The 26689-nt window shown below is 54.0% G+C and carries 27 protein-coding genes and 2 pseudogenes; 20 read left to right on the top strand and 9 right to left on the bottom strand.

Annotated features, from left to right (window positions below; genetic code table 11):
• Positions 1-170: 170 nt before the first annotated feature.
• The 5 genes and pseudogenes from H7U36_RS15555 (at position 171) to H7U36_RS11475 (ending at position 2261) form a co-directional block, all read left to right on the top strand.
• A complete protein-coding gene (locus H7U36_RS15555) occupies positions 171-386 on the top strand; it encodes a site-specific integrase (protein WP_052083948.1) in 216 nt (71 codons plus the stop codon).
• Entirely contained in the window at positions 371-757 is a 387-nt protein-coding gene (locus H7U36_RS11485) for a site-specific integrase (protein WP_087156612.1), read from the top strand. The genes H7U36_RS15555 and H7U36_RS11485 overlap by 16 nt, the downstream gene beginning before the upstream one ends.
• A 17-nt stretch (positions 758-774) precedes the next feature.
• A pseudogene (locus H7U36_RS15515) lies at positions 775-1108 on the top strand (plasmid recombination protein); the annotation flags it as partial.
• Positions 1109-1152: 44 nt separating this feature from the next.
• Complete coding sequence (locus tag H7U36_RS11480) at positions 1153-2091, top strand: restriction endonuclease (protein ID WP_330637124.1); 939 nt, start codon at positions 1153-1155, stop codon at positions 2089-2091.
• An 8-nt stretch (positions 2092-2099) separates the two neighbouring features.
• Positions 2100-2261, top strand: a complete 162-nt coding sequence (locus tag H7U36_RS11475; RefSeq protein ID WP_205148278.1) for a hypothetical protein — start codon at positions 2100-2102, stop codon at positions 2259-2261.
• Positions 2262-2522: 261 nt separating this feature from the next.
• On the opposite strand, the gene H7U36_RS11470 is transcribed toward H7U36_RS11475, so the two are convergent.
• On the bottom strand, positions 2523-3368 hold the full coding sequence (locus tag H7U36_RS11470) for a 4Fe-4S binding protein (RefSeq protein WP_205148279.1): 846 nt from the start codon (positions 3366-3368) through the stop codon (positions 2523-2525).
• Between the two features lie 187 nt (positions 3369-3555).
• Here H7U36_RS11470 and bsh point away from each other — a divergent pair, with 187 nt between their 5' ends.
• The gene (gene bsh / locus H7U36_RS11465) at positions 3556-4527 is read left to right on the top strand and encodes a choloylglycine hydrolase (protein ID WP_205148280.1); all 972 of its coding nucleotides are present in this window, start codon (positions 3556-3558) and stop codon (positions 4525-4527) included.
• 2 nt (positions 4528-4529) lie between these two features.
• Here bsh and H7U36_RS11460 read toward each other — a convergent pair whose 3' ends face one another.
• The gene (locus H7U36_RS11460; RefSeq protein ID WP_205148281.1) at positions 4530-5246 is read right to left on the bottom strand and encodes a GGDEF domain-containing protein; all 717 of its coding nucleotides are present in this window, start codon (positions 5244-5246) and stop codon (positions 4530-4532) included.
• A gap of 97 nt (positions 5247-5343) precedes the next feature.
• Entirely contained in the window at positions 5344-5646 is a 303-nt protein-coding gene (locus tag H7U36_RS11455; RefSeq protein WP_205148282.1) for a hypothetical protein, read from the bottom strand.
• Between the two features lie 217 nt (positions 5647-5863).
• Between H7U36_RS11455 and H7U36_RS11450 the strand changes: the two are divergent.
• The 5 genes and pseudogenes from H7U36_RS11450 to H7U36_RS11430 all read left to right on the top strand — a co-directional run.
• Positions 5864-6020 (top strand): annotated as a pseudogene (locus H7U36_RS11450) (DUF2992 domain-containing protein); the annotation flags it as partial.
• A gap of 49 nt (positions 6021-6069) precedes the next feature.
• Positions 6070-6654 (top strand): GNAT family N-acetyltransferase, encoded by a 585-nt coding sequence (locus tag H7U36_RS11445; RefSeq protein WP_306465199.1) that lies wholly within the window; start codon positions 6070-6072, stop codon positions 6652-6654.
• Between the two features lie 129 nt (positions 6655-6783).
• Positions 6784-7836: a helix-turn-helix domain-containing protein gene (locus H7U36_RS11440; RefSeq protein ID WP_205148283.1), complete on the top strand. Its 1053-nt coding sequence runs from the start codon at positions 6784-6786 to the stop codon at positions 7834-7836.
• 7 nt (positions 7837-7843) lie between these two features.
• Positions 7844-8818: an alpha/beta hydrolase family protein gene (locus tag H7U36_RS11435; protein ID WP_205156188.1), complete on the top strand. Its 975-nt coding sequence runs from the start codon at positions 7844-7846 to the stop codon at positions 8816-8818.
• Between the two features lie 138 nt (positions 8819-8956).
• Positions 8957-10579, top strand: a complete 1623-nt coding sequence (locus H7U36_RS11430; protein WP_205156187.1) for a phosphotransferase — start codon at positions 8957-8959, stop codon at positions 10577-10579.
• 74 nt (positions 10580-10653) lie between these two features.
• Here the strand turns inward: H7U36_RS11430 and H7U36_RS11425 are convergent, their stop codons facing one another.
• The 4 genes from H7U36_RS11425 to H7U36_RS11410 form a co-directional block, all read right to left on the bottom strand.
• Positions 10654-10848 carry a hypothetical protein gene (locus H7U36_RS11425; protein WP_205156186.1) on the bottom strand — a complete coding sequence of 65 codons (195 nt, stop codon included), beginning with the start codon at positions 10846-10848 and terminating at the stop codon, positions 10654-10656.
• Between the two features lie 211 nt (positions 10849-11059).
• Complete coding sequence (locus tag H7U36_RS11420; RefSeq protein WP_205156185.1) at positions 11060-12241, bottom strand: iron-containing alcohol dehydrogenase; 1182 nt, start codon at positions 12239-12241, stop codon at positions 11060-11062.
• Positions 12242-12262: 21 nt separating this feature from the next.
• Complete coding sequence (locus H7U36_RS11415; RefSeq protein ID WP_205156184.1) at positions 12263-13483, bottom strand: MFS transporter; 1221 nt, start codon at positions 13481-13483, stop codon at positions 12263-12265.
• Positions 13484-13523: 40 nt separating this feature from the next.
• On the bottom strand, positions 13524-15464 hold the full coding sequence (locus H7U36_RS11410) for an oxidoreductase (protein ID WP_275951604.1): 1941 nt from the start codon (positions 15462-15464) through the stop codon (positions 13524-13526).
• A 266-nt stretch (positions 15465-15730) separates the two neighbouring features.
• Here H7U36_RS11410 and H7U36_RS11405 point away from each other — a divergent pair, with 266 nt between their 5' ends.
• Positions 15731-16303, top strand: coding sequence for a TetR family transcriptional regulator (locus tag H7U36_RS11405; protein ID WP_087175003.1), 573 nt, complete (start codon positions 15731-15733; stop codon positions 16301-16303).
• A 118-nt stretch (positions 16304-16421) separates the two neighbouring features.
• Here H7U36_RS11405 and H7U36_RS11400 read toward each other — a convergent pair whose 3' ends face one another.
• Entirely contained in the window at positions 16422-17288 is an 867-nt protein-coding gene (locus H7U36_RS11400) for a phosphoribosylaminoimidazolesuccinocarboxamide synthase (RefSeq protein ID WP_275532591.1), read from the bottom strand.
• Positions 17289-17505: 217 nt separating this feature from the next.
• Here H7U36_RS11400 and H7U36_RS11395 point away from each other — a divergent pair, with 217 nt between their 5' ends.
• The 3 genes from H7U36_RS11395 to H7U36_RS11385 all read left to right on the top strand — a co-directional run bounded on the left by H7U36_RS11395 (position 17506) and on the right by H7U36_RS11385 (position 19450).
• Entirely contained in the window at positions 17506-17862 is a 357-nt protein-coding gene (locus tag H7U36_RS11395; protein ID WP_205156182.1) for a molecular chaperone Hsp90, read from the top strand.
• A gap of 86 nt (positions 17863-17948) precedes the next feature.
• Positions 17949-18143: a DUF6472 family protein gene (locus tag H7U36_RS11390; protein WP_033126677.1), complete on the top strand. Its 195-nt coding sequence runs from the start codon at positions 17949-17951 to the stop codon at positions 18141-18143.
• A gap of 14 nt (positions 18144-18157) precedes the next feature.
• Positions 18158-19450 carry a glycoside hydrolase family 3 protein gene (locus H7U36_RS11385; RefSeq protein ID WP_243426755.1) on the top strand — a complete coding sequence of 431 codons (1293 nt, stop codon included), beginning with the start codon at positions 18158-18160 and terminating at the stop codon, positions 19448-19450.
• A 469-nt stretch (positions 19451-19919) separates the two neighbouring features.
• On the opposite strand, the gene H7U36_RS11380 is transcribed toward H7U36_RS11385, so the two are convergent.
• The gene (locus H7U36_RS11380; protein ID WP_205156181.1) at positions 19920-22217 is read right to left on the bottom strand and encodes a glycoside hydrolase family 3 C-terminal domain-containing protein; all 2298 of its coding nucleotides are present in this window, start codon (positions 22215-22217) and stop codon (positions 19920-19922) included.
• A gap of 212 nt (positions 22218-22429) precedes the next feature.
• Here H7U36_RS11380 and H7U36_RS11375 point away from each other — a divergent pair, with 212 nt between their 5' ends.
• The 5 genes from H7U36_RS11375 to H7U36_RS11355 all read left to right on the top strand — a co-directional run bounded on the left by H7U36_RS11375 (position 22430) and on the right by H7U36_RS11355 (position 26630).
• Positions 22430-23464, top strand: coding sequence for a threonine aldolase family protein (locus H7U36_RS11375; protein ID WP_205156180.1), 1035 nt, complete (start codon positions 22430-22432; stop codon positions 23462-23464).
• Positions 23465-23544: 80 nt separating this feature from the next.
• Entirely contained in the window at positions 23545-24663 is a 1119-nt protein-coding gene (locus H7U36_RS11370) for a 4-hydroxybutyrate dehydrogenase (protein ID WP_205156179.1), read from the top strand.
• A gap of 29 nt (positions 24664-24692) precedes the next feature.
• Entirely contained in the window at positions 24693-24989 is a 297-nt protein-coding gene (locus H7U36_RS11365) for a hypothetical protein (RefSeq protein WP_205156178.1), read from the top strand.
• Positions 24990-25026: 37 nt separating this feature from the next.
• Entirely contained in the window at positions 25027-25713 is a 687-nt protein-coding gene (locus H7U36_RS11360; RefSeq protein ID WP_205156207.1) for a response regulator transcription factor, read from the top strand.
• Positions 25710-26630: a sensor histidine kinase gene (locus tag H7U36_RS11355; protein WP_033126674.1), complete on the top strand. Its 921-nt coding sequence runs from the start codon at positions 25710-25712 to the stop codon at positions 26628-26630. The genes H7U36_RS11360 and H7U36_RS11355 overlap by 4 nt, the downstream gene beginning before the upstream one ends.
• The last annotated feature ends 59 nt before the right edge of the window (positions 26631-26689 follow it).

The following is a 26689-nucleotide window of genomic DNA, read 5'->3' as shown; positions in this document are numbered from 1 at the left end:
GACAGTGCAGGGTCCTTTTTTTCGGCCATCCATACACTATAATTTATATAAGGTATGATATGGACAGACAGCGGGAACGGAAGCCTACGGGATTTTTCTTCAGACACCCTCCCCGGACAGTAAAAGGATAAGAAGGTATCATTGGAATTGTATGAACAGATAGGAGAAAAATGGAGGGGCCTATGGAATATAATAAGGAACAACAGGAAGTCCTGATCCAGGACTTTATTGATATGCTTTTTGTGCAGAGAAACTTGTCATCCAATACCCTGTATGCCTATAAAAATGACCTGCAGAATTTTTCCAGGTGGCTGGAAAGACGGCATTACGGGGATATCAATGACCGGAGCATCTATGAATATTTTTTTATATGCAGAATGAGATAGAATTAGCACCCCGTTCTATCCGCAGAAAATATGTTTCCATTCAGCAGTATTGTGATTATCTCAGAATGGTTTTGAACTTAAATGAGATTTTCTTCCGGTTCACGGCCAGAAAATTTCAGTTGCCAAGGACATTGCCCAGGACATTATCCAGGGAAGAGATTAAAGAGCTGATTCTGGCGGCTACTTTCCAGTATCAGCAGGCCTGGTCAGAATATAAAGAAAGACTGGCTGTCCGGAATATGTGTATAATCGAGCTGCTTTTCTGTCTGGGGCTTCGGGTGGGAGAACTTTCCGCTCTGGATATGGCAGATTACTGGCCGGAAGAGAATACAGTGCTGATTCGTGGAAAAGGGAGAAAGGAGAGTTATTGAAGAGGACAATCAGCTTTATAACAGGGCAAGGCTTTGTCAACCACAACAGCAGAAAATTCCATGCAAAGAATACAGATCCGAAACGGAGTCGCTGGAATGTGGAATACTGCAATCAGGATATTCAAGAAATATACCATGAATTATTTGATGAGGCACTTGAAAGGTATAATGTAAAGCAGACAAGGAAAGATCGAAAATCATTATGAAAAAATCCGTTCTGGAAAGCAGGAAAAACCATTTCATGAGATAATCCTTCAGATTGGAAATAAAAATGATATGGGAGCGGAAACGCCTGATGGACAGATTGCAGCAAGAATATTGGATGAATATATGATATCTATATTGCAACGCCTGCAGCGAAAGCATGGTGTGAGACTGGCGACGATTTGGATTTTGTGCGGATTCTTCATGCTCATATGCGTTTTGTAGGAGAGATGATTAAGGCCGCAGAAAGAGATGTTGTGCGAAATGATCTTTATGCTCAGGCAAAAGTATATGGGTTAAATACTGAAAAGGCCAGATGGATTGCAGGATTTTTACTTGAAGCAGGACTTTTGGAAGAACCTAGATATCTGCATTTAAGGGCTACATCGTTAGGAAAATGCTTTGTTGCTGAACTGCCCTTGGCAGAAGAGAATGCTTGTGAAACAACAGAAGAAATAAATAGGGACAATAACTGTATCGCTTCTTCTAACATGCTGATAGATAAAAATGAGCAGATTTTTGAACAGTTACACACAGCTTCAATTGATCCTAGCGCAGAAGGGAAGGCTTCTGGAGTTGCATTTGAAGAAGCTATTGCCAATATCTTTAATTTTATGGGATTTGATGCAAAACGAATTGGTGGGTCAGGTGATACAGACGTAATTGTACGTTGGAAAGACAATGAAGGAAAAAATATTATAGCGATAGTGGACGGTAAATCAAAATCCGGTGGAAGCGTATCTCATAGTGATATAAGTGATGTAGCAATAGATGCACATAAAGAAAAAAATAATGCAGAGTATGTAGCGATTATTGGGCCAGGATTTAGTGGAGATACCATACGAAACCATGCCCGCAAGAAAGGGTTTGCATTAATTACGGATGCGGAATTAATTGAAATTGCAAGAATGTCTTGCTCATTGGGGTTAAGTTTACAAGAAATCGCTCTTATCTTTCAAGTTCCCGACGGACTTTCACGTCTTGAAGAACTTATAGCCATCCGGCAAAGGGAGATGGATATTATTACATATGTAGTTTCCATGTTTGAAAAGGAACAAGATATGCTGGGCAGCCTTTCTGCTCGCGATATGTATTATTATTGCGCAATACTGATGTTTCTCCATCCTTAGAAGAACTGTTGGATGTATTTGAAACGTTGGCGCAAAATGATATAGGTGTCTTAGATCCAGTGAAGAGAGTATCCTCTGCCGAAAATATAACATATATATTGAAAAATGAAAAAAGAACAGTAAACAGACTTCGGGCATTGGCACTTGCAATAGAAAAGGGATTGGGATAAGGTACGAACCCTAGAAAAGAATAAAGGGAAAGCAAGTCGTGAAATTAAAAATAAGGCAGAGGTTTACAGTCAATAATAAGAGGAATAAAAGGATAAATTTCGGCTACCAATGTTATGAGCGAAACGGATTATGCATATAGAATGGATAAAAGCGAATAAATAAAGCCAATCATTCATAATCGGACAAATCTAAAAGCAAAGTTCGGGTAGTAAACAAAGAGCCTGAAATCCATTCAACAACGGATTTCAGGCTCTTAACAATTAAGCTTGACGTTTACCCCTTCTCTCCGGTATCCCCCTTTCGCAGGGCACATCCACCTGGCACTTCCCGCAGCCGTAGCGCATCTTCTGACTTGGGCCGCAGACTGCCCGGGTATTTTCGTTTATATAGGCGGAGCAGAGTGTGTGATCCTTGCCAGCCAGACAGCCCTTTGTCCTGTCGATGGCCTGGGCCGGACAGTTGCGCTGGCATTTCCCGCACATGATGCAGTAGTCTGTGAGTCCCTCGTAGGGGCGTTCTGTAATGGGAAGAGCGCAGGAGGTAATGACGCTGCCAAAGCGGCCGGCTATGCCCTTCCGGGTGATGAGGCCCTTTGAGAGGCCAAAGGTTCCCAGGCCGCAGATGTAGGCTGCGTGCCGCTCTGACCAGTTGGACACGTAATCGGCCACCATTCGGAAGCGGGGATCCAGGGAGGGACAGACGGCCGCGTAGCCTTTCTCTTCCAGGATGGAGCACAGCTCTCGGCCCACGGCGGCTATCATCTCCTGGCCCTCGATGCGCCCGTGAAGCCACTCATCTGCCGGACGGATACCGGCTTTTGCATTAGCTCTGCGGACCTGGTCCGTGAAGGGGAAGAAGTAGGAGATCACGGTTCTGGCTCCGGGCAGCCAGTCCTCCGGCAGCAGGACATCCGGGTGCATGACCTGAGGCTTTTTCCACGTGTGGAAGAGTGGGTCATGGGCGTCCCCAAAGCCGAAGATGGGAGCGTCGTAAATGGGCATGCCGGCCAGCTCCTTTCGTATGGCATCCTCCGGCTTTATGCGGTTCCAGCCGCCGGCGAGGATTTTCTGCTCCAGCCTGTCTGTGATTTCTTTTTCTGTGATCATATCCGCAGCACCTCCTGGTAAAAATTCATCTAAATGGATCTTCCTATACGTCAATATGAATATCCTCTTTCTATAAATATATCATATAAACAGAGAAAAATAGAAGACAAAGCTCTTCTGGTATGAGATCATGTATATGGATCATATGTACGGCAGATACTGAAAATACAAAAAGGAGGCGGCAAGCATGTGTACCTGTATCACATACGAAAATGGAGATTTTTATTTTGGGCGAAATCTGGACCTGGAGTATTCCTTTGGCGAACGGGTGGTCATCACGCCGAGAAATTTTCCCCTCACATTCAAAAGGATGGAACAAATGAGTCATCATTACGGCATGATTGGCATGGCGGCGGTGATGAGAGAGTATCCCATGTACGCCGAGGCGGTCAACGAGAAAGGACTTGGTATGGCGGGGCTGAATTTCCCGGGAAATGCCGTCTATCCCAGGGAGAGTAAAAAGAAATACCAGGTCACTCCCTACGAGGTGATCCCCTGGATACTGGGGCAGTGCTCCTCTGCGAGGGAGGCTGTGGAATATCTGAAGGAGACAGATCTGGTGGGCCTTCCCTTTGCGCCGGAGGTGCCCCTGGCGCCGCTGCATTTCATGCTGGCGGACCGGCAGGAGGCATGGGTGGCTGAGCCGATGGAGGAGGGGCTGGAGCTTTATGAAAATCCCTTCGGAGTGCTGACAAATAACCCGCCATTTCCCTTTCATCTCATGAATATACGGCAGTACATGAACCTGACAGCCCGGGCTCCGAAGAACCGGTTTGGCGAGGGGCTGGACATGGAGCCCTTCGGGCAGGGGATGGGAGCCATCGGACTTCCGGGGGACGCGTCTCCGGCCTCCAGGTTTGTGCGGGCCGCCTTCCTAAGATGGAACTCCAGGGCGCCCCGGGAGGAGTCGGCAAATGTGTCCCAGTTTTTCCATATCCTTGATAATGTGGCTATGGTGAGGGGGATGGTCCTGACAGAGGAGGGGAGGGAGGACATCACCACCTACTCCTGCTGTGTCAACGCATGTACCGGAGTCTACTATTTCAAGACCTATGACAACCACAGGATCCAGGCAGTGGATATGAGAAGAGAAGACATGAATGGAAGCGGGCTGATTTCCCATGAGCTGCCACTGGGGGAGGATATTCGGCTCCTGTAGTCCTATGAAGGGTATGTGTCCAGCAGACAGTGGCAGTTTTTCCCCATTCCCTTGGCTGTGTAGAGAGCCTTGTCTGCCAGTCGGAACAGTTCATCGTAGGATTCTATAAAGCCGCTGGAAATCCCGCATCCGATACTGCAGGTGATGTGAGTGCTTAATCCGGGAAGCTCGATTTCAGAAATCTGCCGGTGGATGGAGCGGCATTTCTTCTCAAGCATATCCTGTGTGAGCGCTCCGATGAGAAGGATCACGAACTCATCGCCTCCAAATCGTCCGACAATGTCAGTGGATCGGAAAAGCTCCGGAAGCCTGTTTCCGATGCGGCTCAGCAGCTGGTCGCCGGCATAGTGGCCCAGACTGTCGTTGACTGCCTTAAAATTGTCGATGTCAAAGATCAGGAGCGCGCAGGGGTGGGGAAGAGAGGAGATGTCTTTTTGCAGATAAGCCTTTACGGAATCCTCAAAAGCCTTTTTGTTTAAAATGTCAGAGAGAGCGTCCCGCTGGCTGAGCTGCTGGTATTGCAGCCTCAGGTCAAAATCCCTGGCCCGAAGGTGAAGAATCGTGTGCGCGATGACAAAGGAGAAGGCAATACCTACAATAGAGGCAAAAATATCATACTGTGCAATGAAGGCCATTTTGTAGGACAATGTCAGCGTAACGAAGAGCGCTTCAAAGCAGAAAATGAGCAGATAGCTCAGCCAGAGCGGCAGGATAAACATAGCGGGCAGCGCAAGGCAGAGGGGAGCAAAGAAGGATGCGGGAGCTTCCCTTGAAGTATATACATCAATGAGAATGATAAAGAAAGCGACAACCACTTCAAAAACAATGCACAGGAAAGTTACAAAACGGAAATTCCCCCGCTTCAGCTTCTGATATAAAAGAGGAAATGAAGAATAATACCAATGAGGAGGGAAGGAACCAAAAATGCTGCGGCGTCATTTTCCACCCGGGGATAATCAGGGGAGTCAGCAGAAAAAACAGGAGAAGAAAGCCCACTGTGGACAGGCTGGCAAGCTGGAGAAGCCGCAGATTCTGCTGCGTGATTTCCGGAGATGCGGACTGAAAATACTGCCTTTTCTTTTCAACATCATTTTTAACGTATTGCTTTAAAGAAACCATAGCGCCCTCCGGTCTAATTTTGCTTATATTATATACCAATTAGGTAATGAATGCTATATCATGAACGACAAGGTTTTGACAAGGCAGAGGAAGTTTAATAGTAAAAATGCCGGAGGCTTTCCGGTGTTTTGTGGATAAAATGCCGGCAATGTGATAAAATCAGAGGGCAAAGATAAAAACGCAACGTGGGAGCCCGTCTCCTGCAGAGCCGGTAGGTAGTCCGGCTGTGGCAGCTGGTGTAAAGGAGCCTGCCCGCAATCCCAAAAGGATCCAGCGGGATGTGAAAAGGCAGGTACAGAGCGCAGGGATAGGCACAAGAGCGCAGGTTTGAGCTGAAACAGCAGAAAAAGAAGGAGAAACATAAGGGCAGGTGACGCTGCCCGTTTTCTCTTTGAGATGAAAAAAGCAAAGGAAGAGCAGAGGATGACTGAGAAAAGAGCAGAGAATACGACTGAAAAAACGACCAGGAAGATGACCGTGAAGACGACCGAAAAGGAAAGCGGCCGCACAGAAGAGCGGTTTGAGATCCGCCTGATCCGACGGCCGGAGGTCCGGGAGGCAGCGGAGGCAGAGCGGCTGTGTTTCCCGCCCAATGAGGCGGGGGCCAAGGAGGTCGTAAGGGACAGGGCCTTCCTGGCGGGAGAGCAGTTCCTGGTGGCTGTGGACAGAGAGACGGGGAAGATCGCGGGCTATCTGAATGGCCTTGTGACGGAGGAGTCCACCCTGCGGGATGAATTTTTTAAGCAGACAGAGCTCCACGACCCAAGGGGAGTCAATGTCATGATCCTCAGCCTGGGGGTACTGCCGGAATATCGCCGGCAGGGGCTGGCCTCGGAGCTGATGGCCTGCTATGTGAGGCAGGAGCGGGAGCGTGGACGCAGGATGCTGGTTCTGACCTGTCTGGAGGAAAAGGTGGAAATGTACCGGAAGATGGGGTTTGAGGACAAAGGCATGTCCCAGTCCTGCTGGGGCGGCGAGAGCTGGCATGAGATGACATACATCCTGTGATAAAACATAACCTTCGGTTAAAAAAACTTCCTGAAAATTAAGAACCGTTCAATATACACCCGGATATCCGTCTGCTACAATAACAGTAGTGAAGGCCTTCGCAATAAAAATGAGGAGGAACAGACTGTTATGCAGATGAAAGATGTGATACGAAGAAAACGCAGGGAATTCAATCTTACCCAGGAGCAGATGGCGGAGTATCTGGGCGTGTCGGCCCCCGCTGTGAACAAGTGGGAGAGCGGCGCCACCTACCCGGACATTTCCCTTGTCCCCGCCCTGGCCCGGCTTTTGAAGACAGATCCCAACACGCTGATGTGCTTTCGGGAGAGCCTGACCCGGGAGGAGATGGCAAAGGAGATGAACGAGGTGGCCCTGATTTCCCAGGAGGATGGAATAGAGGCAGCCGTCACCCGGGTCAGAGACCTGGCGGAGGAATATCCCTCCTGCGGGGAGCTCCTGTGCCAGCTGGCCACTATGCTGCGGGGGCTTGTGATCCTTAGGACGGCAGGAGACGAGCTGCGGCAGGAGTGCCAGGAATATGCGGTCCGGCTGTACGAGAGGGCGGCAAAATGTGACGACCCCGTGTCCGCGGACCGCGCCACATATGCGCTGGCCTCCCTCTGTATCCAGGAGGAGGACTATGAGAGGGCGGAGGAATACCTGCAGCGCCTTCCCGAGTACAGTTCGCTGGACAAGAGACAGCTGCAGATTTCCATGTATATGAAGCAGGAGAAAAATGAGGAGGCCGCCAGGCTGATCGAGCAGAAGCTGAATGGCTCCGTCGTGGAGGTCTATCTGCTTCTTAACAATCTGGCCACTGTGGCTGTGCGGGAGGGTGACCGGGAGCGGGCCCGGGAGATTGCCGGCTACGGGCGGAAGGTGATGGAGGCCTGGCAGTGGGATTACAGCGGCCTGTCCCTGGAATTTACGGTGGCCGTGGAGGAGAGAGACGGGGACCGCTGCGTGGAGCTGCTGCGGGAGCTGCTGGACTCCCTGTCCAGACCGCGGGATATGGGAAAATCCTTCCTCTTTGCCCATATTGCCACGAAGGAGCTGGATCCCGATTTTGGAGGGCAGATAAAGGATGCCCTCATGACGGCCATTGAGAAGAATGAGGAGTACGCATTTTTAAGAGAAAGAGAAGATTTTCAGGAGCTTTTCAGAGGCTTAAGAAAGAGGTGACAGAAACGTGAAGAGAGCAGTCAGCATTATTGCAAAGGGAAGCTATCACATTGGAGGGAAAAAGGTGACCATTGAGGGGAGCGCCCCGATCCAGACCAGTTTCTGGCCCGGGGGCCCGCCGGTGACCTACGACCCCAACGGAGATTTCCAGGCCGGACAGATGTACGTGCAGTACACAAGGCTGGAGGATCCGGTGGTGCCTTACCCGGTCTGCATGATCCACGGAGGCGGCTCCTCCGGCGCGCTGTGGGAGAGCACTCAGGACGGGAGACCGGGATGGGAATTCCGCTTTCTCCAGAACGGCTTCAACGTCAATGTGTCTGACGGCGTGGAGAGAGGGCGGTCCTCCTGGGCCCAGTTTCCGGAGATCAACCAGGGCCCGCCCATGTTTAACAGCTACGCGGAGCGGTGGACTACCTACCGTCTGGGGCCGAAATACGGTGTCCCCTACGAGGGAAGCCGATTCGACTACAGTAAATACGACCAGTTCATGAAGCAGCATGTGCCCAGATGGACCACCTCCAACGCCATGGTGCAGGCGGCCTATGACGAGTACTTTGCCAGCATGAAGGAGGGCATGATCGTCATGGCACACAGCCAGGGCGGACTCTTTGCCCTGGAGGCTGCTCTCAAAAACGCGGAAAATGTCAGGGGCGTCATCCTGGTGGAGAGCTCCTCCAACATGGACGTGGACAAGGTGGACGTTTCGCCCTTTAAGGATATACCGTTTCTCTTTGTGTATGGAGACTTCCTGGGCGAGGAGTACTGTATCGACGGCTACAAGTGGCCCGGCGCGTTCGCCTGGGAGGACAGCATGCGCAGGCTTCACGAGTGGCTTCTGGAGCTGGGAGGGGACAGCACCTGGATGTCTCTGCCCGAGATGGGCATAAGAGGAAACACCCACGCCTTCATGATGGAGGACAACAGCGACCAGATTGCGGATCTCATCTGCGGGTGGATGAAGGAGCATATCCACGGATGATTGGTGGGAAGAGTATATCCGTTGAGTATATCCGCTTTGATAAATGCTTCCGTTTTCCGTGCGATATGTTATAATATATCTATTTTAACAAGAAGAAAGGGGACAGGAGAGCCGGTGCGCTCTCCTGCAGAGAAGGTTATGAAAAGTTTACTGATACTTGGGGCCGGCGGATTTGGCCATATGATCCAGGAGACCGCAAAGCTTCTGGGATACGAGAAGGCAGTGTTTCTTGACGACGCGGTGAGAGACCCGGATGTAGTGGGAAAGTGCTGTGACTATGAGAGCTTTCTGGGGCAGTACGACACGGCCGTGGCAGCCCTGGGGGACAACAATATGCGCCTCCACTGGACGGAGAAGCTGATGGAGGCAGGGTACGATGTGCCGGCCATCATCCATCCGTCGGCGGTGGTAAGCCCCAGCGCATCTGTCGGCAAAGGGAGCTTTATTATGCAGAGGGCTATTGTCAACACCCACACCGTGGTGGAGCACGGAGTCCTCATCAACAGCGGCGCTGTGGTGGACCACGACTCCTACGTGGAGAGGGGCGCCCACATCGGCCTGGGGAGCGTGGTGAAGGCGAACTGCCGCATTGCGTCAAAGGTGAAGGTGGAGGCCGGAGAAGTGATCTTCTCCACCAGAAGGAAGATTGACGGCGTGGAGGACAGGAATCTGGAGGATGCCATCTACGCCTTTGGCTTTGGGAACCGGTGCAGCTATGTGAAGCCCTTTGGAGCCGGCCATATCAATGAGACCTATGCCGTGTATATGCCGGGGCAGGAGGGAGACGAGCTGTCCTACGTCCTGCAGAGGGTAAACAGCAATGTGTTCAAGGACCCGGCCGGGGTCATGGACAACATCTTCGGCGTGACTGAGTATCTGAGAAATGTGATCCGCAGGGAGGGCGGCGACCCGGACAGGGAGACGCTCTCCTACATCAAGACAAAGAGCGGATGCAACTACTTTGAGGACAGCGAGGGAGAGCCCTGGAGATGCTACAACTTCATCCCGGACTCTGTCTGCTACCAGCTTGTGGAGGAGCCGGAGCAGTTCTACCAGTCCGGCAGCAGCTTCGGCCATTTCCTGAAGCAGCTTTGCGACTATCCGGCTTCAAAATTAAATGAGACCATCCCGGATTTCCACAACACGGTAAAGCGTTTCGGCGCCTTCCAGGTCGCCCTGAAGAGGGACCTGAAAAACCGTGCCGCCTCCTGCCAGCCGGAGATTGATTTCGCGCTGGCCAGGGAGAAGGACTGCGGTGTGCTGGTGGAGCAGCAGGACGCGGGTATCCTGCCCCTGCGGGTGACCCACAATGACACAAAGCTGAACAACATCCTCTTTGATGAGAAGACGGGGAAGGGGCTGTGCATCATCGACCTGGACACGATCATGCCGGGGCTTGCGGCCAATGACTTTGGTGACTCCATCCGCTTTGGAGCCGCCACGGCAGAGGAGGACGAGCAAAACCTGGACCTCATGCACTTTGACATTTCCCTCTATGAGCTGTATGTGAAGGGGTATCTGGAGGAGACGAAGGACGTCCTGACTGAGGCGGAGATAAAGAGCCTTCCCTGGGGCGCCCGGCTCATGACGCTGGAGTGCGGCATCCGCTTCCTGACAGATTATCTCCAGGGGGATACCTACTTCAAGACGGATTATCCGGAGCACAATCTGGTGCGGGCCAGGACGCAGTTCCGCCTGGTGGACGAGATGGAGCAGCAGTTCGACCGCATGCAGGAGCTCGTGGAAAAGTATACAAGATAGTAGAAAGAAAAAGGAGCAGCGCTCTCCGGGAACCTGTGAGGACAAGGTTCTTAAGGGGCTCTGCTCCTTTTGTGTTATGTGGAATAAATCCCGTCTACAGTGATCTTCTTAAAAAAGCGGGAGAGACCGAGGGTCACGGTGTCGGCCGTGCGCAGCGGCTCCCGGTAGATCAGGACCTCGCCAAAATCGTGGGCGAAGCTCTGAAATCCCTTTCCCTTCAGGGCAGCCGCTTCATCCGGATCAGCAAACCTTGCTGATATGTTCAGCATCGGGCCGCCTCATGTGGAGCACACATGGGGGCTGAGCAGGATGTGGCGGAGACCTTTTTCTTTCATGTGGTCAGTCAGACGTTTATCCAGCTTCACTTTCATGATCATCCATCCCTTCTGTAAATGTTGTAACTGTATTGTACAGAAAAGGCAAAAGGATTTCTGTGACAAAGTTACACTTCCTTACATTTCCAGAAGGAAAGCGGAGGTATTACAGACACATCTTGAAAATGTGCTCTACATCATCTGTTGTCAGGTCCGTTATGCTGTGGAGGATGCCGCCGTGGTTCCCGGTAGCTTTCACCGCCATATCGTGGAGACGTTCCTCTGTGACGCCGAAGGCGGAAAGCCTGCTCTCAAGCCCCATCTCCTCATACAGCCAGTGGCTCAGGGCATCGATGGTCTTTTGCGCACCCTCCGTATCCTCAAGGCCGGAAGGGATGCCAAAGCATTTCTGACCGAAATGGTAGAAGACAGGAGCCGTCTCTTCGCTTAAGACATACTGCATCCATCTGGGGAAGAGGATGGCGATGCCGTGGCCGTGGGGGATTTCATAGAAGGCGGCAATGCCGTACTCTGTCATGTGGAGCGCCATGTCCTGGATACCGCCCATATCCATGATGCCGCCGGTGATCATGGCCGACAGCCAGGACAGGTTCTGGCGGGCCTCCGTGTTGTTCGGGTCTTTCACGGCAATGGCTCCGTATTTTACTGTGTTGGCAGCCATCACCTCCATCATTTCGCTCACAAATTCAATCTTGTGGTCCTTCAGGAAATAGCGGATTTCCACGATGTGGGAGAAAATATCCGCCGCTCCGACTGCTGTCTGGTAGGGGCTCACCGTGTAGGTGATGGACGGGTCGATGAAGGCAGCGGTGGGCTGGTAGCCGGCGTGCCAGGGATCCAGCTTCTCGTTTGTGTCCGCATTGGAGATGACAGCCCAGGCGTCGTTCTCTGAGCCGGCAGATGCCATGGTGGGGACTGCGATGAGGGGGAGAGCCCGGGGCTCGTCCACTTTTTTGGTCACCAGATCCCAGCAGTCTCCCTCGTAAAAGGCTGCCTGGGCGACCACCTTGGAAGCGTCGATGACAGAGCCGCCTCCCACGGCGATCACCACCTGACACCCGGCATCCCTGCATATTTTTGCAGCCCGGTTGACCGAGGTGTACTGGGGATTGGGCTCGATACCGCTGCACTCTGCTGTCTCGATGCCTGCTCCGGAGAGGATGGATATGATCCTGCCATAGAGACCGTTTTTCTTGATGGAGCCGCCTCCGTAGACGAGGAGAGCCTTGTCCCCGTGCCTTTTGACCTCCTCTGCAAGGTGGGAGAGCTGCTGGTCTCCGAAATAGATTTTTGTAGGGTTGTAGTAGACAAAGTTATTGATCTTCATAGTGAAATCCTCCTGTTTGTTTTATCTGGCGTTTTTTGTGGACGCTGCCTTTTTGTTGTGGTCCAGCTCTGCTATGGACCAGATGACTGCAAATATAATGACAATGACAAGTCCGATCTGACAGGGGAGCCTTGGGTCTGCATTTCCCGTCAGGTCAGCAACTCCTGTGATGTAAAAGCTGGTGAGAAAGCAGCCTAAATTCATGCCGCTGACAAAGAGGGCGGAGGCCATGCTCTGTTTTGACGGCGGGACATAGCCGGCAAAGCTGTTGATCGTCCCAGGCCAGACGATCTGCACGGCAATCCCGCACACGACCACACCGATGACGATCAAGGGCAGATTGTGGCCGAAGCTGAAAATGGCTGTTCCCGCGGCCCAGAGCACAAGCCCGACGGGGATCGTGAAGCGCCCTGCGGCCTTGTATACGCCTGCGAAGATCACTCCGGCGATGGCGTTACCGATGGTAAACAGGGAGGAGATGATCCCTGTCACGGCAGCTGTGCCGAGCCCCTCCTGGTCCACAATGGCGGACATGTTCAAAAGTATTGGGTAGAAGGCGAAAAACACGATCATAAACATGGCAGAGGCGAAGACTGCCATAGGGGGAAGCTTTTCGCCGGGGCTGTTCTGTGAGCGGTCAGCTGCACTGCCTTGTATACTCTGTTCGGTTTCATTTTTTTCCGGTTCCTTCAAAAAGATGAGGACCAGGATCAGCGGTATGATCAGGATGCCGTGGACGAGCCAGACATAGGATGCGCTGATGTCGCAGACGGCTCCGGATACAAGCATATAGATGATAGAGCCGGCGGACATGGCTACGGTGGCTTTTCCCAGGACGCCGGGGCGCTCGCTGTCATCAAAAAGCTTCAGGGCAAGAGTGCTCTGCAGCGGAAATCCCAGACCGATGCAGAAACCTACGATGATGCGCAGTATAAGGACTGTGGTAAAATTTGTGATAAAATACGGCAGGACGCCGGCGATGATGGTCCCACCGAGAGAGACTACGGCCATCTGTTTAAATCCTACCTGCTTCCCGAGGACAGCGCCGGCTGCCAGGGATCCCGGGATCATGAAAAGGGATGAGATAGTGGACAGCAGAAGCACAGTGCCGTAGGTTATGTCCGGGTAAAGTTCCGTGGCAATGGAATTCATGGCAGGGCTCATGATGAAAATGACATTTGCGGCAAAATACACTGCCAGAACGCTGATAAAGTTTCCTCTTTTTTGGTTGGTATTGTTCATAATAAAAATTCCTCCTCCGCTCAGACTGACAGGCGGGCTGTTAGATGCGCATGGCCACATCTACTGCTTCGTGAGTGGCTGCGTACACTTTTCCGGCCTTTTTTGCATCCCCGATGACGTATACCTCGTCGGCCAGCTCCTGGAACTCCTGGCCGAAGGGATTGTAGTTTCTTGTGCCCAGAGCCAGGACAACGCTGTCAAAGCCCTTCAGCGTGCGAACGGTCCCGCTTTCCTCTGTCAGATCGCTGTACGTGACACCATCAGTCAGGAATTCCTGAATAGCTGCATTTGTCAGAAGGGTCACATCGTGGTCTTTCAGCTCTCTGAGAAGCATGGGCTTTGCGTAGGGATCCAGGTCTGCTGCAATCTCCGGTTTCATCTCGATGACCGTTACCTCCCGGCCCTGCTCTGCCAGAAAATCAGCCGTTTCCGCTCCGATCAGGCCTCCTCCTGCCACCAGGACTCTGTGCCCGGTGACGGCCTTGCCGAGAAGGACATCGCAGGGGTTCAGCACGCCGGCGCTGTCCAGTCCCTTGATGGGCGGGGTCAGGTTTGTGCTCCCGGTCGCAATGACCAATACATCGGGATGGATTTCTTTTATCTTTTCAGTGGTCAGCTCGGTGCCGGTCATGATGTTGACTCCGTATTTCCTGCACTGCCGGATATTGTAGCCGATCATCTTGGCTATAGGGCTCTTGGAGGGTGGATAGGCGGCCGGCAGAAAAGCGCCTCCAAGGTAATCCTCACGCTCGGCCAGGTCTACCCTGTGGCCTCTGGCTGCCAGGATCCAGGCAGCCATCAGGCCTCCCGGTCCGCCACCTGCGACAAGGACGTGCCTGGCATGCTCGGTCTTATTGGAGATGTAGGACTCTTCCGTGCTGTTGAAGGGATTGACTACGCAGCTTATGGGCTCGTCGGAAAAAAGATGCATGATGCAGCCCTGCCCGCAGCTGATGCAGGGAATGACAGAGTCGTAGTCCCCGGCTTCTACCTTCTCCGGGAAATGGGGGTCAGCTATGGACTGGCGCCCAAAGGCCACCATGTCGGCGCTTCCGTCTCTAATGGCAGCCTCCGCGATCTCCGGATCCGTATACCTTCCAACCGTGATGACCGGGATGCGCACGGAGCTCTTGACCCTGGCTGCGGCCTCTGTCTCATAGCCGGGAGCCAGATAGGTGGAGCCGATACAGTAAGCCAGGCTTCCGTAAGTGGAGATGCTGACATGGATGGCTGCCGCGCCTTCCTCCTCGCACATCTGACAGACAGCTTTTGTCTCCGCTACTTCCCGTCCGCCTGTGATCATCTCAGAGCCGCTGATCCTGACAATGACAGGGAAATCGTCTCCCGCTTTTTTTCGGATATCCCGCAGCACAAGGCGGAGAAAGCGCATCCGGTTGTGGAGGGAGCCTCCGAATTCATCCGTCCTTTTGTTGGCGTGCCCGGACAGGAACTGAGCGATGAGATAGCCGTGGGAGGCGTGGAGCTCCACTGCGTCAAAGCCGGCCTTTTTGCCTCTCGCCGCAGCGTCTCCGAAGGCCTGCACCATCTCGTATACCTCTTCTGTTGTCATCTCCCGGGGCATGGACTGGCAGGAGGGACAGGGAACCTTCGAGGGAGCCAGGACAGGAACGCCGCCGGTGTATTTTTCTTCTGTCTCCCGTCCGCAGTGCCGCAGCTGGACCGCGATCTTTGCCCCTTCTCTGTGAACGGAGCCGGTCAGCCTTTCGTAGCTGGGAATCAGCGAGTCATCCCAGAGTCCGCATTCATTGACCAGGGATCTTCCGTCGTAGCGGACCGCACAGCATTCCAGTATCAAAAGCCCGAAGCCGCCCCTGGCCCTCTCGGTGTAGTAGGAGATCAGTTCATCGCCCGCCTCGCCGCTGTGAAGGGCCAGGTTGGTTCCCATGGCAGGCATGACAAACCGGTTCCTTATTTCCATAGGACCGATTTTTACAGGTGTAAATAATTTCCGCTCTTGCATTTAAATTTCCTCCTTCGGATCTGTTTGTTAAAATTATGGCAAATAAGGAGGGGTTTTACAATTGATAAACAGGGAGCTGTCATCTGTATACAGATACACGGCACTGTTTTATCTGTGGACAGGCAGACGGGGAGTAGATGTCTATATGTAGACAATTTACCTGAAAATGTCAAAAAATAACTGCTTTTTTCGGGGAAATATGCGGTGCGATGTGATAGAATAGTCACAAAAGAAAAAGGAAGCAGAGAACCGGGAAGTGATGTAATATGGCGATCGATATTCACAATATGCTGGCGGAGGCCATGCTGGAGCTGTGCACGGAAAAGCCCCTTGCCTCCATTACAGTCAAGGATCTGCTGAAAAAGACAGGTGTCAGCAGGCAGACCTTCTACAATCGATTTAAAGACAAAAACGACCTGATCCAGTGGATCTATGAACACAAGGTGCTGGGGAATTTCCTGAACAATGACCCCGATTTTACATACTATGAGAACACGCTGAGTTTTTACAGAAACATAGATGCCTACCGGAATTTCCTCAAACAGGCATGCGCCATCCGGGAGCAGAACTGTCTGATGGACTTTATGCTGTGGTTTGTAGTGGACTATGACATTCGGTGGCATACATACCACAATGGCGGGAAGCCCCTGTCGAGGGAGCAGCTTTTTGCTACAAAGTACCATTCTATCGCCTCCATACAGACGGCTGTTGAGTGGATCATGAGCAGCGACCCGGAGCCTCCGGAGGTCATGGCCAGGCGCATTACCCTTATCCGGAAGATCAGTCTCAGCGACACGCTGTTCGGAAAGGACTGTAAGATTTACGATATAGAAGAGTAGAACGATATAGACGAACAGCGCGGATATAAGGAGATAAAAAAGGGAGCCCCCAGGTCGGGAATGTTGTACCGACCTGTGAGTTCCCTTTTTCTATGGTCTGTTTAATGGAAAAACCAGTCTACAGCTTCTCCCCTGTCAGCATCTCGTATGCCTGCAGATATTTGTCAATGGTCTTCTGCACGATGTCGTCCGGCAGAGTCCAGTCGTTGTCCGGGTTGGCCTTCAGCCAGTCGCGGGCAAACTGCTTGTCAAAGGAGGGCTGTCCGTGTCCCGGCTCATACCCCTCTGCGGGCCAGAAGCGGGAGCTGTCCGGTGTCAGCATCTCGTCGCCCAGGACGATGTTGCCTTCCTCGTCCAGGCCGAATTCGAACTTGGTGTCCGCGATGATGATGCCCTTTGACAGTGCGTAGTCAGCGCATTTCTTGTAGAGGGCGATGGTGCAGTCACGGAGACGGGCTGCGTACTCCTCGCCTTTTCCCGGGAAATATTTCTCCAGGTGGGCAACGCTCTGCTCGTAGGAAATGTTCTCGTCGTGGTCGCCGATCTCCGCCTTTGTGGACGGTGTGTAGATGGGCTCAGGCAGCTTGTCGGACTCCTTCAGGCCTTCAGGCAGCTTGATGCCGCACACAGTGCCGTCCTTCTGGTAGCTGGCCCATCCGCTTCCTGTGATGTAGCCCCGGACGATGCATTCGATGGGGAGCATCTCCAGCTTGCGGCACATCATGCTGTTGCCGTCAAATCTGGGCTGCTGGAAGAACTCCGGCATGTCCTTTACGTCTGTGGATATCATGTGGTTGGGCAGGATGTCCTGGGTCATATTGAACCAGAATTTGGACATCTGTGTCAGCACGGTGCCCTTCTTGGTCACTTCATTTTTTAGGATCACATCAAAACAGCTGATGCGGTCTGTCGCGACCATGATCAGGCTGTCGCCGTTGTCGTAGATCTCGCGTACTTTTCCTTCTTTGATTGGCTTCATATTCAATACCTCATTTCTATGATATTTCTATGCTCTGTTGATGCTAAAGAGATTATAACACAAAAAATATTATTTGCTCTAATTTTTACATATTCTTTTATTAGCTTTTATAATAAGTGCTTATAATCATGCCAGTATCGCGCCGGCGGTCCGATTGCCCTCTTGTAAATCAGTGCTGTTGTGATAAGATAGAGACAGAAAAAAAGAAAGGAAGGTGTCTGATATGAACAGAGAAGTAAAAGACTATGTTACAGAGAAAACCCATGAGCTGATGGAGGCACACTCCTGCAGCAGAGAGGCAAAGGAGGCCGCCCAGGCATGGCTTGACGCCGTGGGGACAGAAGGGGAGGCTGAGGAGACAAGGAAATATATCGCTGAGCTGGAAGCAGACATCATGCCACTGGATGGCCTGATCGCCTTTGCCGAGTCTGATATGGGAGCAAAGGTGTTCGGGGACAATGCCAGGGGTGTGGCAGAGCACGGAAGAGAGCTCAAGGCTGCCGGGAAAAAATATTGTGACTGTCCGGCCTGCGCGGCTGTGGAGGCCATCCTGGAGAAGAAAGAGGAGATGCTGGCCTGAGTAGGCAGGGCAACACGTATCTGAAGCCGGGAGAGAGGTCCGAAACTACATTTCCCGACGGAAATCAAATGAAAACAGGAGCAAGTATGGCAGATAAGAAGAAAACGGTCCGGAGCTGTGCAGATTGTACCTACTACAGCTACGATGAGGAGTACGGCGGCTATGTCTGCGATGTGAACATGGACGAGGACGAGTATGTCCGGCTCATATCGGACAGCCGCTATGCCTGTCCCTACTACCGCAGCGGGGATGATTACAGGATCGTACGAAAACAAATGTAAGGGAATAGGGTAAGATGATGAGAAGACAGGGAAGAAGCTCCTCCGCAAAGAAAAAGGCGGCGCTGGCGGTCCTTGGTATCCTGCTGGCGGCGGCGCTGTGCGGGGCGGCCTGGATACTCCTGAGAGGCGGCGGACAGGGGAAAACAGACACGGCCGGGACAGACCAGGACGGCCGGCAGGCAGAGGAAGAGGGACGGCCGGCAGAGGAGGACGATGCAGCCGGGGAAGAGACCGAGGATCAGACCCCGGAGGAGCAGCTGGCGGCGAGAGTGCAGGAGACGCTGGATGGGATGACACTGGAAGAAAAAGTGAACCAGCTCTTCATGGTGACGCCGGAGCAGCTGACGGGAGTGGGCACGGCTGTGCAGGCGGGGGAGGCTACCAGGGCGGCCCTTGAGCAGCACCCGGTAGGGGGTGTGATCTATTTTGCCCAGAATCTGCAGAGCCCGGACCAGACCCGGCAGATGCTGGCTAATACAAGCCAGTATGGGGAGGAGGCCGCGGGCTTTCCTATATTCCTCTCCGTAGACGAGGAGGGAGGCCAGGTGTCCAGGATTGCCTCAAATCCTGCCTTCCAGGTTCCGTCCTTTGAGTACATGAGCCAGGTGGGGCAGAGAGGAAATACCCAGGAGGCCTATGACATCGGGAGTCAGATCGGGGCCTACCTGCGGGACCTGGGCTTTAATATGGATGCGGCGCCGGATGCGGATGTGCTGACCAACCCTGCCAACGAGGTGGTGAAATACCGCTCCTTCGGGGCGGATCCCCAGCTTGTGGCCTCTATGGCGGAGGCGGAGCTGCAGGGGCTTCGGGAGCAGGGCATCATCGGCATGTACAAGCATTTTCCGGGCCACGGAGGGACCACGGCGGACTCCCACCAGGGGTATGCCTATGTGGAGGAAAATCTGGAGCAGCTCATGAGCCAGGCGCTGGTGCCCTTTCAGGACGGCATCGACAAGGGGGTGCAGGTCATCATGGTGAGCCATATTGCCTGCCCCAACGTGACAGGAGACAATACGCCGGCCACGCTGTCTTCCGTGATGATCACGGATGTGCTGCGCGGTCAGATGGGATTTGACGGGATGGTCATGACAGACGCCCTCAATATGGGAGCCATCACCTCGCAGTACTCCTCCGCCGACGCGGCGGTGAAGGCACTGCAGGCGGGAGTGGACATGCTGCTCATGCCGGAGGATTTTGAGAGTGCCTTCCAGGGAGTGCTCCAGGCGGTCAGCGACGGACGGCTGACAGAAGAGCGGATAGACCAGTCTGTGGAGAGGATACTGAGGATCAAGCTCTCCATGTGACCCCTCCGCGTGTTGGACATGCTCCTGAAAAGTAAATAAGAGCGCAAAGAAAATCCACTGTATCTTTTGATCTTTAAAGGTACAGTGGATTTTCAGCTTATTCCATCCATTGGAATTTACCTCCTTATTTACTTGATATCTATTTGAAACTATTATCTCAAATAGTGAATTTTTTGGATTTAAATTACTTTCCCATTGGTCTTTACCTCTTTCATTAGTTTTGTTGATAATTTGGATTTAAGATTAAGTTTTCGGTGGTCCGTCCTCCTTTTCTTTTGTTGTCATTATAATACCTCACAAAACTGGAAATGTCAATATAAAAAACAGAAAAAATAAAATAAATAACGAAAATAACAGATTAAAAAGAATTATAAACAAAATAAAAATTTTAATTTGCATATAAAAATCAAAATTTTCAGATAAAACAGGAGCGGACCTTTAAGGTCTGCTCCTGTGTGGATCTCAGGGGCTACCTGACGGTGTCGGCAGCCTCCTGGAGTGTCTGGATGAGGGAAGTCAGCTCCTCCTCCGACAGTCCGGAGAAGCTCTTGAAGGAGCGGAGCGGAGAGTTCTCCAGCATTTTCAGAGTCATTTCCGGGGTGATAGCCTCGGAAGCGGCCTCTGAGGAGTTGTCTCCGCCTCCGGTCATGTCTGAGGCCAGATCCGTCATCATGGAGCGGATGACAGGGGCGGTCCGCTCATCGGCCAGAAGCTCTGCCACGGTGGTGTTCCTGTGGATGTGGAAGGGAAGCTGTGTCTCTGTGACAAAGTGGACGGTCTTTGTCAGGCGGATGTCCCTTGAGGAGGCCCCGGCCAGGATCTCGTAGTCGCCGGTGGCCGCGTACCAGTCGTGTATCCGCGTGTTGTACCAGGCGAAGCTGCGCTTGTCCAGTGCCATTTCCACGGTCTTCTCCTGCCCTGGCTCCAGGAAGACCTTGGCGAAGCCCTTCAGCTCCTTCACCGGCCGGTTCGCCGCTCCTGTCAGATCCGAGACGTAGAGCTGTACGATCTCCTTTCCGGCTATGTCCCCTGTGTTTTTCACCTTGAGGGACACGGCCAGTGTGTCGCTGTCCGAGAGCTGGTTACGGGAGAGCTTAAGGTCGCTGTACTGGAAGGAGGTGTAGGAGAGTCCATGGCCGAAGGGGAAGCGCACGTCCATCTCCTTCTTGTCATAGTACCGGTAGCCCACGAACACCCCTTCTTTGTACTCTACTGTCTGCCCGTCTCCCGGGAAGTTCAGGTAGGAGGGATTGTCCTGAAGCTTTAATGGGATCGTCTCCGCCAGCTTTCCGCAGGGATTGGCAAGGCCGAAGAGGAGGCGCACCTGGGCCGCCCCCACCGCCTGGCCGCAGAGGTAGGCCTCCAGGATAGCCTTCACATCGCCGGCCCAGGGCATCTCCACGGGGGAGCCGTTGTGGAGGAGGACGACGGTGTTTTTCTGCACCCGGAGGATTTCCTGAATGAGCTCGTTCTGGCACTTTGGCATCCCCATGTGGGCCCGGTCGTAGCCCTCGGATTCAAAGGCGTCCGGAAGGCCGGCGAAAATGACCGCGATGTCCGCCTCCTCTGCCACCCTTACCGCCTCGGTGAGGAGAGCCGGATCGATTCTGTCCTCCTCTACATTGTAGCCCTGGGCGTAGGTGATCTTGGAGGTGATCTCCGGTATCTGCCCGGCCGCCTCCAGAGCCCCCGTGATCTTATAGGAGTTGATGTGGGAGCTGCCGCCGCCCTGGAACCGGGGCTTCTCGGCAAATTTCCCAATGAAGGCGATCTTCTTTCCCTCCTTCGGAAGGGGGAGAAGGCCGTCGTTTTTCAGGAGGACCATGGACTCCGTTGCAATCCTTTCCGCAAGGCGGTTATGCTTCTCCATGTCAAAGTCGCCGGGTCTGCGGCCGTCCGCGAATTTAAAGATGATCCGAAGGATGCGCTCCACAGCTCTGTTAAGGACAGCCTCGTCCAGGGTTCCATTCTTGACAGCGGCCACGATCTCTGCGTCCGTGTGCCCGCCGCTGGCAGGCATCTCCAGATCCAGTCCGGCGGCCAGTCCCCTGACTCTGTCGTTGACAGCGCCCCAGTCGGACATGACATAGCCCGCAAAGCCCCACTCGTCCCGCAGGACCTCTGTCAGAAGCCAGTGGTTTTCGGAGGCAAAGGTGCCGTTGATCTTGTTGTAGGAGCACATGACAGTGTCCGGTTTTCCATCCTTGATGGCTGCCTCAAAGGCGGCCAGGTAGATTTCCCGGAGAGTCCGCTCGTCGATCTCTGAGGAGCAGGACAGACGGCGGTACTCCTGGTTGTTGGCTGCGAAGTGCTTGATGGAGGTGCCCACATTTTTGGACTGCACGCCCTGGATGTGGGCGGCTGCCATCTGGGAGGCCAGATAGGGGTCCTCGGAAAAATATTCGAAATTGCGCCCGCATAAGGGTGAGCGCTTGATGTTCACCGCGGGCCCCAGGATGACGGACACGTCCTCCGCCTGGCACTCGTCTCCCAGCGCCTCCCCCAGCTCTCTTAAGAGCTCCCGGTCAAAGGAGCAGGCCGTGGCGCAGGCAGTGGGGAAGCAGACAGCCTTGATGCTCTCGTTTGCTCCCAGGTGGTCCGCCTTCTCGTTCTGCTTGCGCAGGCCGTGAGGGCCGTCGCTCACCATGACCTCCGGGACGCCCAGGCGCTCCACGCCCTTCAGGTGCCAGAAATCCCTGCCGGAGCACATGTCGGCCTTTTCCTCCAGAGTCATCTGGCTGACAATGGATCTGATATCGCGTTCCATATGATATACCATTCCTTTCTAAAACGCCGGGGTCTGCCGGCGCTGCCTTTTCTTTTACCATAGCATAAAGAGAGGGGAAATGACAGATGAAAATTTTCGGATTGCGGCGGCAAATGATATTGTATAAAATGATGTTAAGGCCAAAAGCCCGGGGCTATGATGCCTGCAGATTGATACAAATTGATACAAAGAGATAAAAAAGGAGAGGGAAAATGATCAGATGGAACAATGACTACAACTGCGGGGCTCATCCCGTTATTTTACAGGCGTTTATGGATACGAACGGCGAGAGCTACGGAGGCTACGGCATGGACGAGTGGTGCGAGCGGGCGGCCGTTGAGATAAAGAAGCACCTGGGAGGGGCGGATGCGGATATCCACTTCATGCTGGGAGGCACTCAGGTGAACTACACCATGATCGCCGCGGCGCTGCGCCCCTACCAGGGGATCATCTGCGCGGACTCAGGGCACATCCAGGTCCATGAGACCGGGGCGGTGGAGCACACCGGGCACAAGATACACGTAGTCCCGGGGGTGAAGGGGAAGATCACGGCCCGGGCTGTGGAGAGGGAGGCGGAGGACTACCGCTCAAGCGACATCCCGGAGCATGTGACCCAGCCGAAGATGGTATTCCTGTCCTTCCCCTCCGAGTACGGGACTATCTACACAAAGGAGGAGCTCTCGGACATCAGCCGGGTCTGCCGCAAGTACGGCCTGTACCTGATGGTGGACGGCGCCAGGATGGGCTACGGGCTGGGCGCTGAGGGAAATGACGTGACCCTGGCGGACATTGCGGCTGCGGCGGATATTTTCTACATCGGCGGCACCAAGTGCGGGGCCATGATGGGGGAGGCTGTGGTCATCGTGAATGAGGAGCTGAAGGACCATTTCCGCAGCTACATGAAGCAGAACGGGGGACTGCTGGCCAAGGGCTGGGTGCTGGGTCTCCAGTTCTACACCCTGTTCAGGGACGGCACCTACTTTGACATCACAGAGCGGGCGGACAGGTACGCCATGGACATACGCCGGGCTTTTGCCGAAAAGGGCATAGAGTCCTACATCGACAGCCCCACAAACCAGCAGTTCCTCCTTCTGACAGAGGAGCAGAAGGAAAAGCTGGCCAAAAACCATATCTTTGAAAATCAGTTCCAGACCAGGGACGGCCGTTTCTGCGTCCGCTTCTGCACGAGCTGGAGCACAAAGGAGGCGGATGTGCAGGCCCTCCTGAGGGATATCAGGGCGCTCTAGACGGAGAGGATTTTGCCGAAAAAGCGGACAGATATGATACAATGATACAAAAGCTGATTTTTGACGGGAGGACAGAGGATATGAAACTATTTCAGGAGAAGCCGGAGGTGCATCAGTACGGCGGCGCGCAGGAGTTTGTGGAGGATTTCCAGATCGGGGAAGGGGATTTTGTCCTGGCGGGGAAATCCGTGCTTGAGGCCCATTTTGCGGGGCTGGAGAAGACCGGTGCAGTGATACGCTGCAAGAGCCGGTATGGCCAGGGAGAGCCTACAGACCTGATGGTGGACGCGCTTCTTGCGGACTTCCGAAAGACAGGCTGTGGAAGGATCATTGCCATCGGCGGCGGTGCGGTCATCGATATGGCCAAGATACTGGTGCTGGACGGAGATGCCCCGGCAGCGGATATTTACCAGAGAAGGACAGAGCTTAATAAGGTGCGCTCCCTGGTGGCTGTGCCCACCACCTGCGGCGCCGGCTCGGAGGTGTCCAGCGTGTCCATCGCGGAGGTGACGGAGCTGCACACAAAGCTGGGACTGGCCTGTGATGAGATTTACCCGGACCACGCGGTGCTGATCCCGGAGCTTTTAAAGGAGCTGCCCTGGCATTTCTTTGTCACCAGCGCCATCGACGCCCTGATCCACGCCATTGAGTCCTATGTGTCGCCCAAGAGCAATCTCTACACAAGGATGTTTGCAAAGCAGGCCATGGAAATGCTGCTTGGAGGCTTTCGGAAGCTGGCAGGGGAGGGGCAGGGCTGCAGAGAGAGCCTGTATGAGGAGTTCCTCGTGGCCAGCAACATGGCGGGCATCTCCTTTGCCAATGCGGGGACCGGCGCTGTCCACGCTATGTCCTATCCTTTGAGCGGGGTGTACCATGTGACCCACGGGGAGGCCAACTACCAGTTCCTCACGGCCGTGTTCCAGGCCTACCAGGAGAAGGCTCCAAATGGCGGCATAGGCGGGCTCAATGAGTTCCTGGCAGGTATCCTGGGATGCGGGCCCGGGCATGTCTACCGGGAGATAGAGGAGCTTCTGGGCAGCCTGATCCAGAGGAAGCCCCTCCGCGAATATGGCATGAAGGAGGAGGAGGTCAGGGCCTTTGCCGAGAGCGTGGAGGCGACTCAGCAGCGGCTTTTAAACCAGAGCTATGTGAAATTCACGGCGGACGAGATGGAGGAAATCTACCGGAAGCTGTACTGATAGGAAACGCCGGATGGGAGTGACGGAATATGGAGAAGACGGATATTTATATCACTCAGGGAAAGGATTACTGTGAGATGACCAGGGAGCTTTTGGAGGCCTGCTACGGCTCCCTCATCTACGCCCTGGACCGGCTTGACGAGACGGGGTACCTTAAGGGCAAGGTAAGAGAGAGTATTACCATCGGCCAGGGGTTCCGGGGGAAGGAGGGAGAGCTGGGTGTGGGAAACTGCACCCGCTGCTTCCGGAGATCACTGGCAGGCTGCCCGCCCAAGGCGGTGGACATTGCGGAATTTTTTAAGAGGGAGTGGGAAGATGAGAGATAAGATGCCGGACAAAAGACCAGGCATGGCACCGGGGAAGATGCCGGGCGGGAGGATCCTGGTTGTGGAGGACGACCGGGAGCTGGCAGAGGGGATTGCCTGGATGCTGGAGAAGGAGGGCTTTATCCCCCTTGTGGCCCGCTCGCTTTCGGAGGCCGGGAGACTGCACCGGGGAGAGGGGGCGGACCTGGTCCTTTTGGATGTGAACCTGCCGGACGGGGAGGGCTTTGACTTCTGCCGGTATCTGGCGGAGAGCGGGGGAGGCCGGAGCAGGACCCCGGTCCTCTTCCTCACGGCCCGGGACCTGGAGGAGGACATGCTGAAGGGCTATGAGCTGGGAGCCCAGGACTATGTGACCAAGCCCTTTTCCATGAAGGTGCTCTTGAAGAAGATCGACGTGATACTCAGGAGGGAGAAGAAGGACGCGGGGCAGATTTTTGACGACGGGCATCTGCGCCTGGACCTTCTGGGGGCAAAGGCGGAGGTGGAGGGCCGGCCCTGTCCGGTGACGCCCACGGAATTCCGGCTCCTTAAGGAATTCCTCACCCATAAAGGGCAGCTCCTCACCTACGACCTGCTGCTGGACCGGCTCTGGGAGGGCGGCAGTCAGATCGTGGACCGGCACGCCCTGACGGTCAATATCGGCCGCCTCCGGGGTAAGATAGAGGACGAGGACCACAAATATATTTCAAATGTGTACGGGATGGGATATCAGTGGATCAGATGATGGCGATCACAGCCGCGGCCCTTGTCCTGGCAGGGATTTCCATCTGGAGGATGGGGCGGCAGAAAAAGGATATATATACATTTACAGAGGAGCTGGAGGAGAACCTGGATGCCCTCCTTGCGGGGGAACCCCTGAAAAATGACCAGGAGACCAGGGATACCCTGTCCGGGAAGGTAAATGAGAAACTGGCCCGCATCCAGCATATCCAGGAGAGAAGAGAGCAGGAGAGCCTGGAGGCCAAGGAGCAGATGAAGGAGCTCATCTCAGATATTTCCCATCAGACAAGGACGCCCATCGCCAATCAGAAGCTCTGCCTGGAAATCCTCAGGAGGGAGGAGCTCCCGGAGGAGACCGGAGTTTTTCTAGACAGGCTGGAGCACCAGACGGACAAGCTGGACTTTCTCTTTCGCAGCCTGGTGAAAATGTCCCGGCTGGAGACGGGGATCATCCAGATAAAAAAGAGGGACTGCGATCTGGCGGAGACGCTGAAGCGGGCCATCTCCGCCGTGGTGGCCGCCGCTGCCGCAAAGGATATCGAGATCCGGGCGGAGGCGGAGGGGCCTTTCCTTTTATCCCACGACCCCAGGTGGACAGAAGAAGCGGTGTTCAACCTTCTGGACAACGCGGTGAAGTACACCGGGCGGGGAGGCCGGATAGGACTGTCTGTCAAGAAGGGGGAAATCTTTGCGGAAATCCATGTGAAAGATACGGGAAAAGGAATCCCTCTGGAGAGGCAGGCGGAAATCTTTACCCGGTTTTACCGGGAGCCGGAGGTCCACGACGTGGAGGGGATCGGGATCGGCCTGTACCTGACAAGGCGGATCGCAGAGCTCCAGGGCGGATATGTGGAGGTCCGCTCCCGGGAAGGGGAGGGGGCCGACTTTGCCATCTGCCTTCCCCTGCAGGAGAGGGAGTGACGCGGTCACAGTTTTGTGATGATTCGGAACTGAGACTGGTTTGTGACTTTTGCGCTTTA

This window comes from Faecalicatena fissicatena (assembly GCF_016900595.1).
Classification (GTDB): domain Bacteria; phylum Bacillota; class Clostridia; order Lachnospirales; family Lachnospiraceae; genus Claveliimonas; species Claveliimonas intestinigallinarum.
Note: the sequence above shows the minus strand (reverse complement) of the source record. Positions and strands in the feature narration are given on the sequence as shown.

What these genes read in the sequence shown, in the direction of transcription:
- H7U36_RS15555 (WP_052083948.1), top strand. Translation starts at nt 171, where the DNA reads ATGGAGGGGCCTATGGAATATAATAAGGAACAACAGGAAGTCCTGATC.
- H7U36_RS11485 (WP_087156612.1), top strand. Translation starts at nt 371, where the DNA reads ATGCAGAATGAGATAGAATTAGCACCCCGTTCTATCCGCAGAAAATAT.
- H7U36_RS11470 (WP_205148279.1), bottom strand. Translation starts at nt 3,368, where the DNA reads ATGATCACAGAAAAAGAAATCACAGACAGGCTGGAGCAGAAAATCCTC.
- bsh (WP_205148280.1), top strand. Translation starts at nt 3,556, where the DNA reads ATGTGTACCTGTATCACATACGAAAATGGAGATTTTTATTTTGGGCGA.
- H7U36_RS11460 (WP_205148281.1), bottom strand. Translation starts at nt 5,246, where the DNA reads ATGTTTATCCTGCCGCTCTGGCTGAGCTATCTGCTCATTTTCTGCTTT.
- H7U36_RS11455 (WP_205148282.1), bottom strand. Translation starts at nt 5,646, where the DNA reads ATGGTTTCTTTAAAGCAATACGTTAAAAATGATGTTGAAAAGAAAAGG.
- H7U36_RS11445 (WP_306465199.1), top strand. Translation starts at nt 6,070, where the DNA reads ATGACTGAGAAAAGAGCAGAGAATACGACTGAAAAAACGACCAGGAAG.
- H7U36_RS11440 (WP_205148283.1), top strand. Translation starts at nt 6,784, where the DNA reads ATGCAGATGAAAGATGTGATACGAAGAAAACGCAGGGAATTCAATCTT.
- H7U36_RS11430 (WP_205156187.1), top strand. Translation starts at nt 8,957, where the DNA reads ATGAAAAGTTTACTGATACTTGGGGCCGGCGGATTTGGCCATATGATC.
- H7U36_RS11425 (WP_205156186.1), bottom strand. Translation starts at nt 10,848, where the DNA reads ATGCTGAACATATCAGCAAGGTTTGCTGATCCGGATGAAGCGGCTGCC.
- H7U36_RS11420 (WP_205156185.1), bottom strand. Translation starts at nt 12,241, where the DNA reads ATGAAGATCAATAACTTTGTCTACTACAACCCTACAAAAATCTATTTC.
- H7U36_RS11415 (WP_205156184.1), bottom strand. Translation starts at nt 13,483, where the DNA reads ATGAACAATACCAACCAAAAAAGAGGAAACTTTATCAGCGTTCTGGCA.
- H7U36_RS11410 (WP_275951604.1), bottom strand. Translation starts at nt 15,464, where the DNA reads ATGCAAGAGCGGAAATTATTTACACCTGTAAAAATCGGTCCTATGGAA.
- H7U36_RS11405 (WP_087175003.1), top strand. Translation starts at nt 15,731, where the DNA reads ATGGCGATCGATATTCACAATATGCTGGCGGAGGCCATGCTGGAGCTG.
- H7U36_RS11395 (WP_205156182.1), top strand. Translation starts at nt 17,506, where the DNA reads ATGAACAGAGAAGTAAAAGACTATGTTACAGAGAAAACCCATGAGCTG.
- H7U36_RS11390 (WP_033126677.1), top strand. Translation starts at nt 17,949, where the DNA reads ATGGCAGATAAGAAGAAAACGGTCCGGAGCTGTGCAGATTGTACCTAC.
- H7U36_RS11385 (WP_243426755.1), top strand. Translation starts at nt 18,158, where the DNA reads ATGATGAGAAGACAGGGAAGAAGCTCCTCCGCAAAGAAAAAGGCGGCG.
- H7U36_RS11380 (WP_205156181.1), bottom strand. Translation starts at nt 22,217, where the DNA reads ATGGAACGCGATATCAGATCCATTGTCAGCCAGATGACTCTGGAGGAA.
- H7U36_RS11375 (WP_205156180.1), top strand. Translation starts at nt 22,430, where the DNA reads ATGATCAGATGGAACAATGACTACAACTGCGGGGCTCATCCCGTTATT.
- H7U36_RS11370 (WP_205156179.1), top strand. Translation starts at nt 23,545, where the DNA reads ATGAAACTATTTCAGGAGAAGCCGGAGGTGCATCAGTACGGCGGCGCG.
- H7U36_RS11365 (WP_205156178.1), top strand. Translation starts at nt 24,693, where the DNA reads ATGGAGAAGACGGATATTTATATCACTCAGGGAAAGGATTACTGTGAG.
- H7U36_RS11360 (WP_205156207.1), top strand. Translation starts at nt 25,027, where the DNA reads ATGCCGGGCGGGAGGATCCTGGTTGTGGAGGACGACCGGGAGCTGGCA.
- H7U36_RS11355 (WP_033126674.1), top strand. Translation starts at nt 25,710, where the DNA reads ATGATGGCGATCACAGCCGCGGCCCTTGTCCTGGCAGGGATTTCCATC.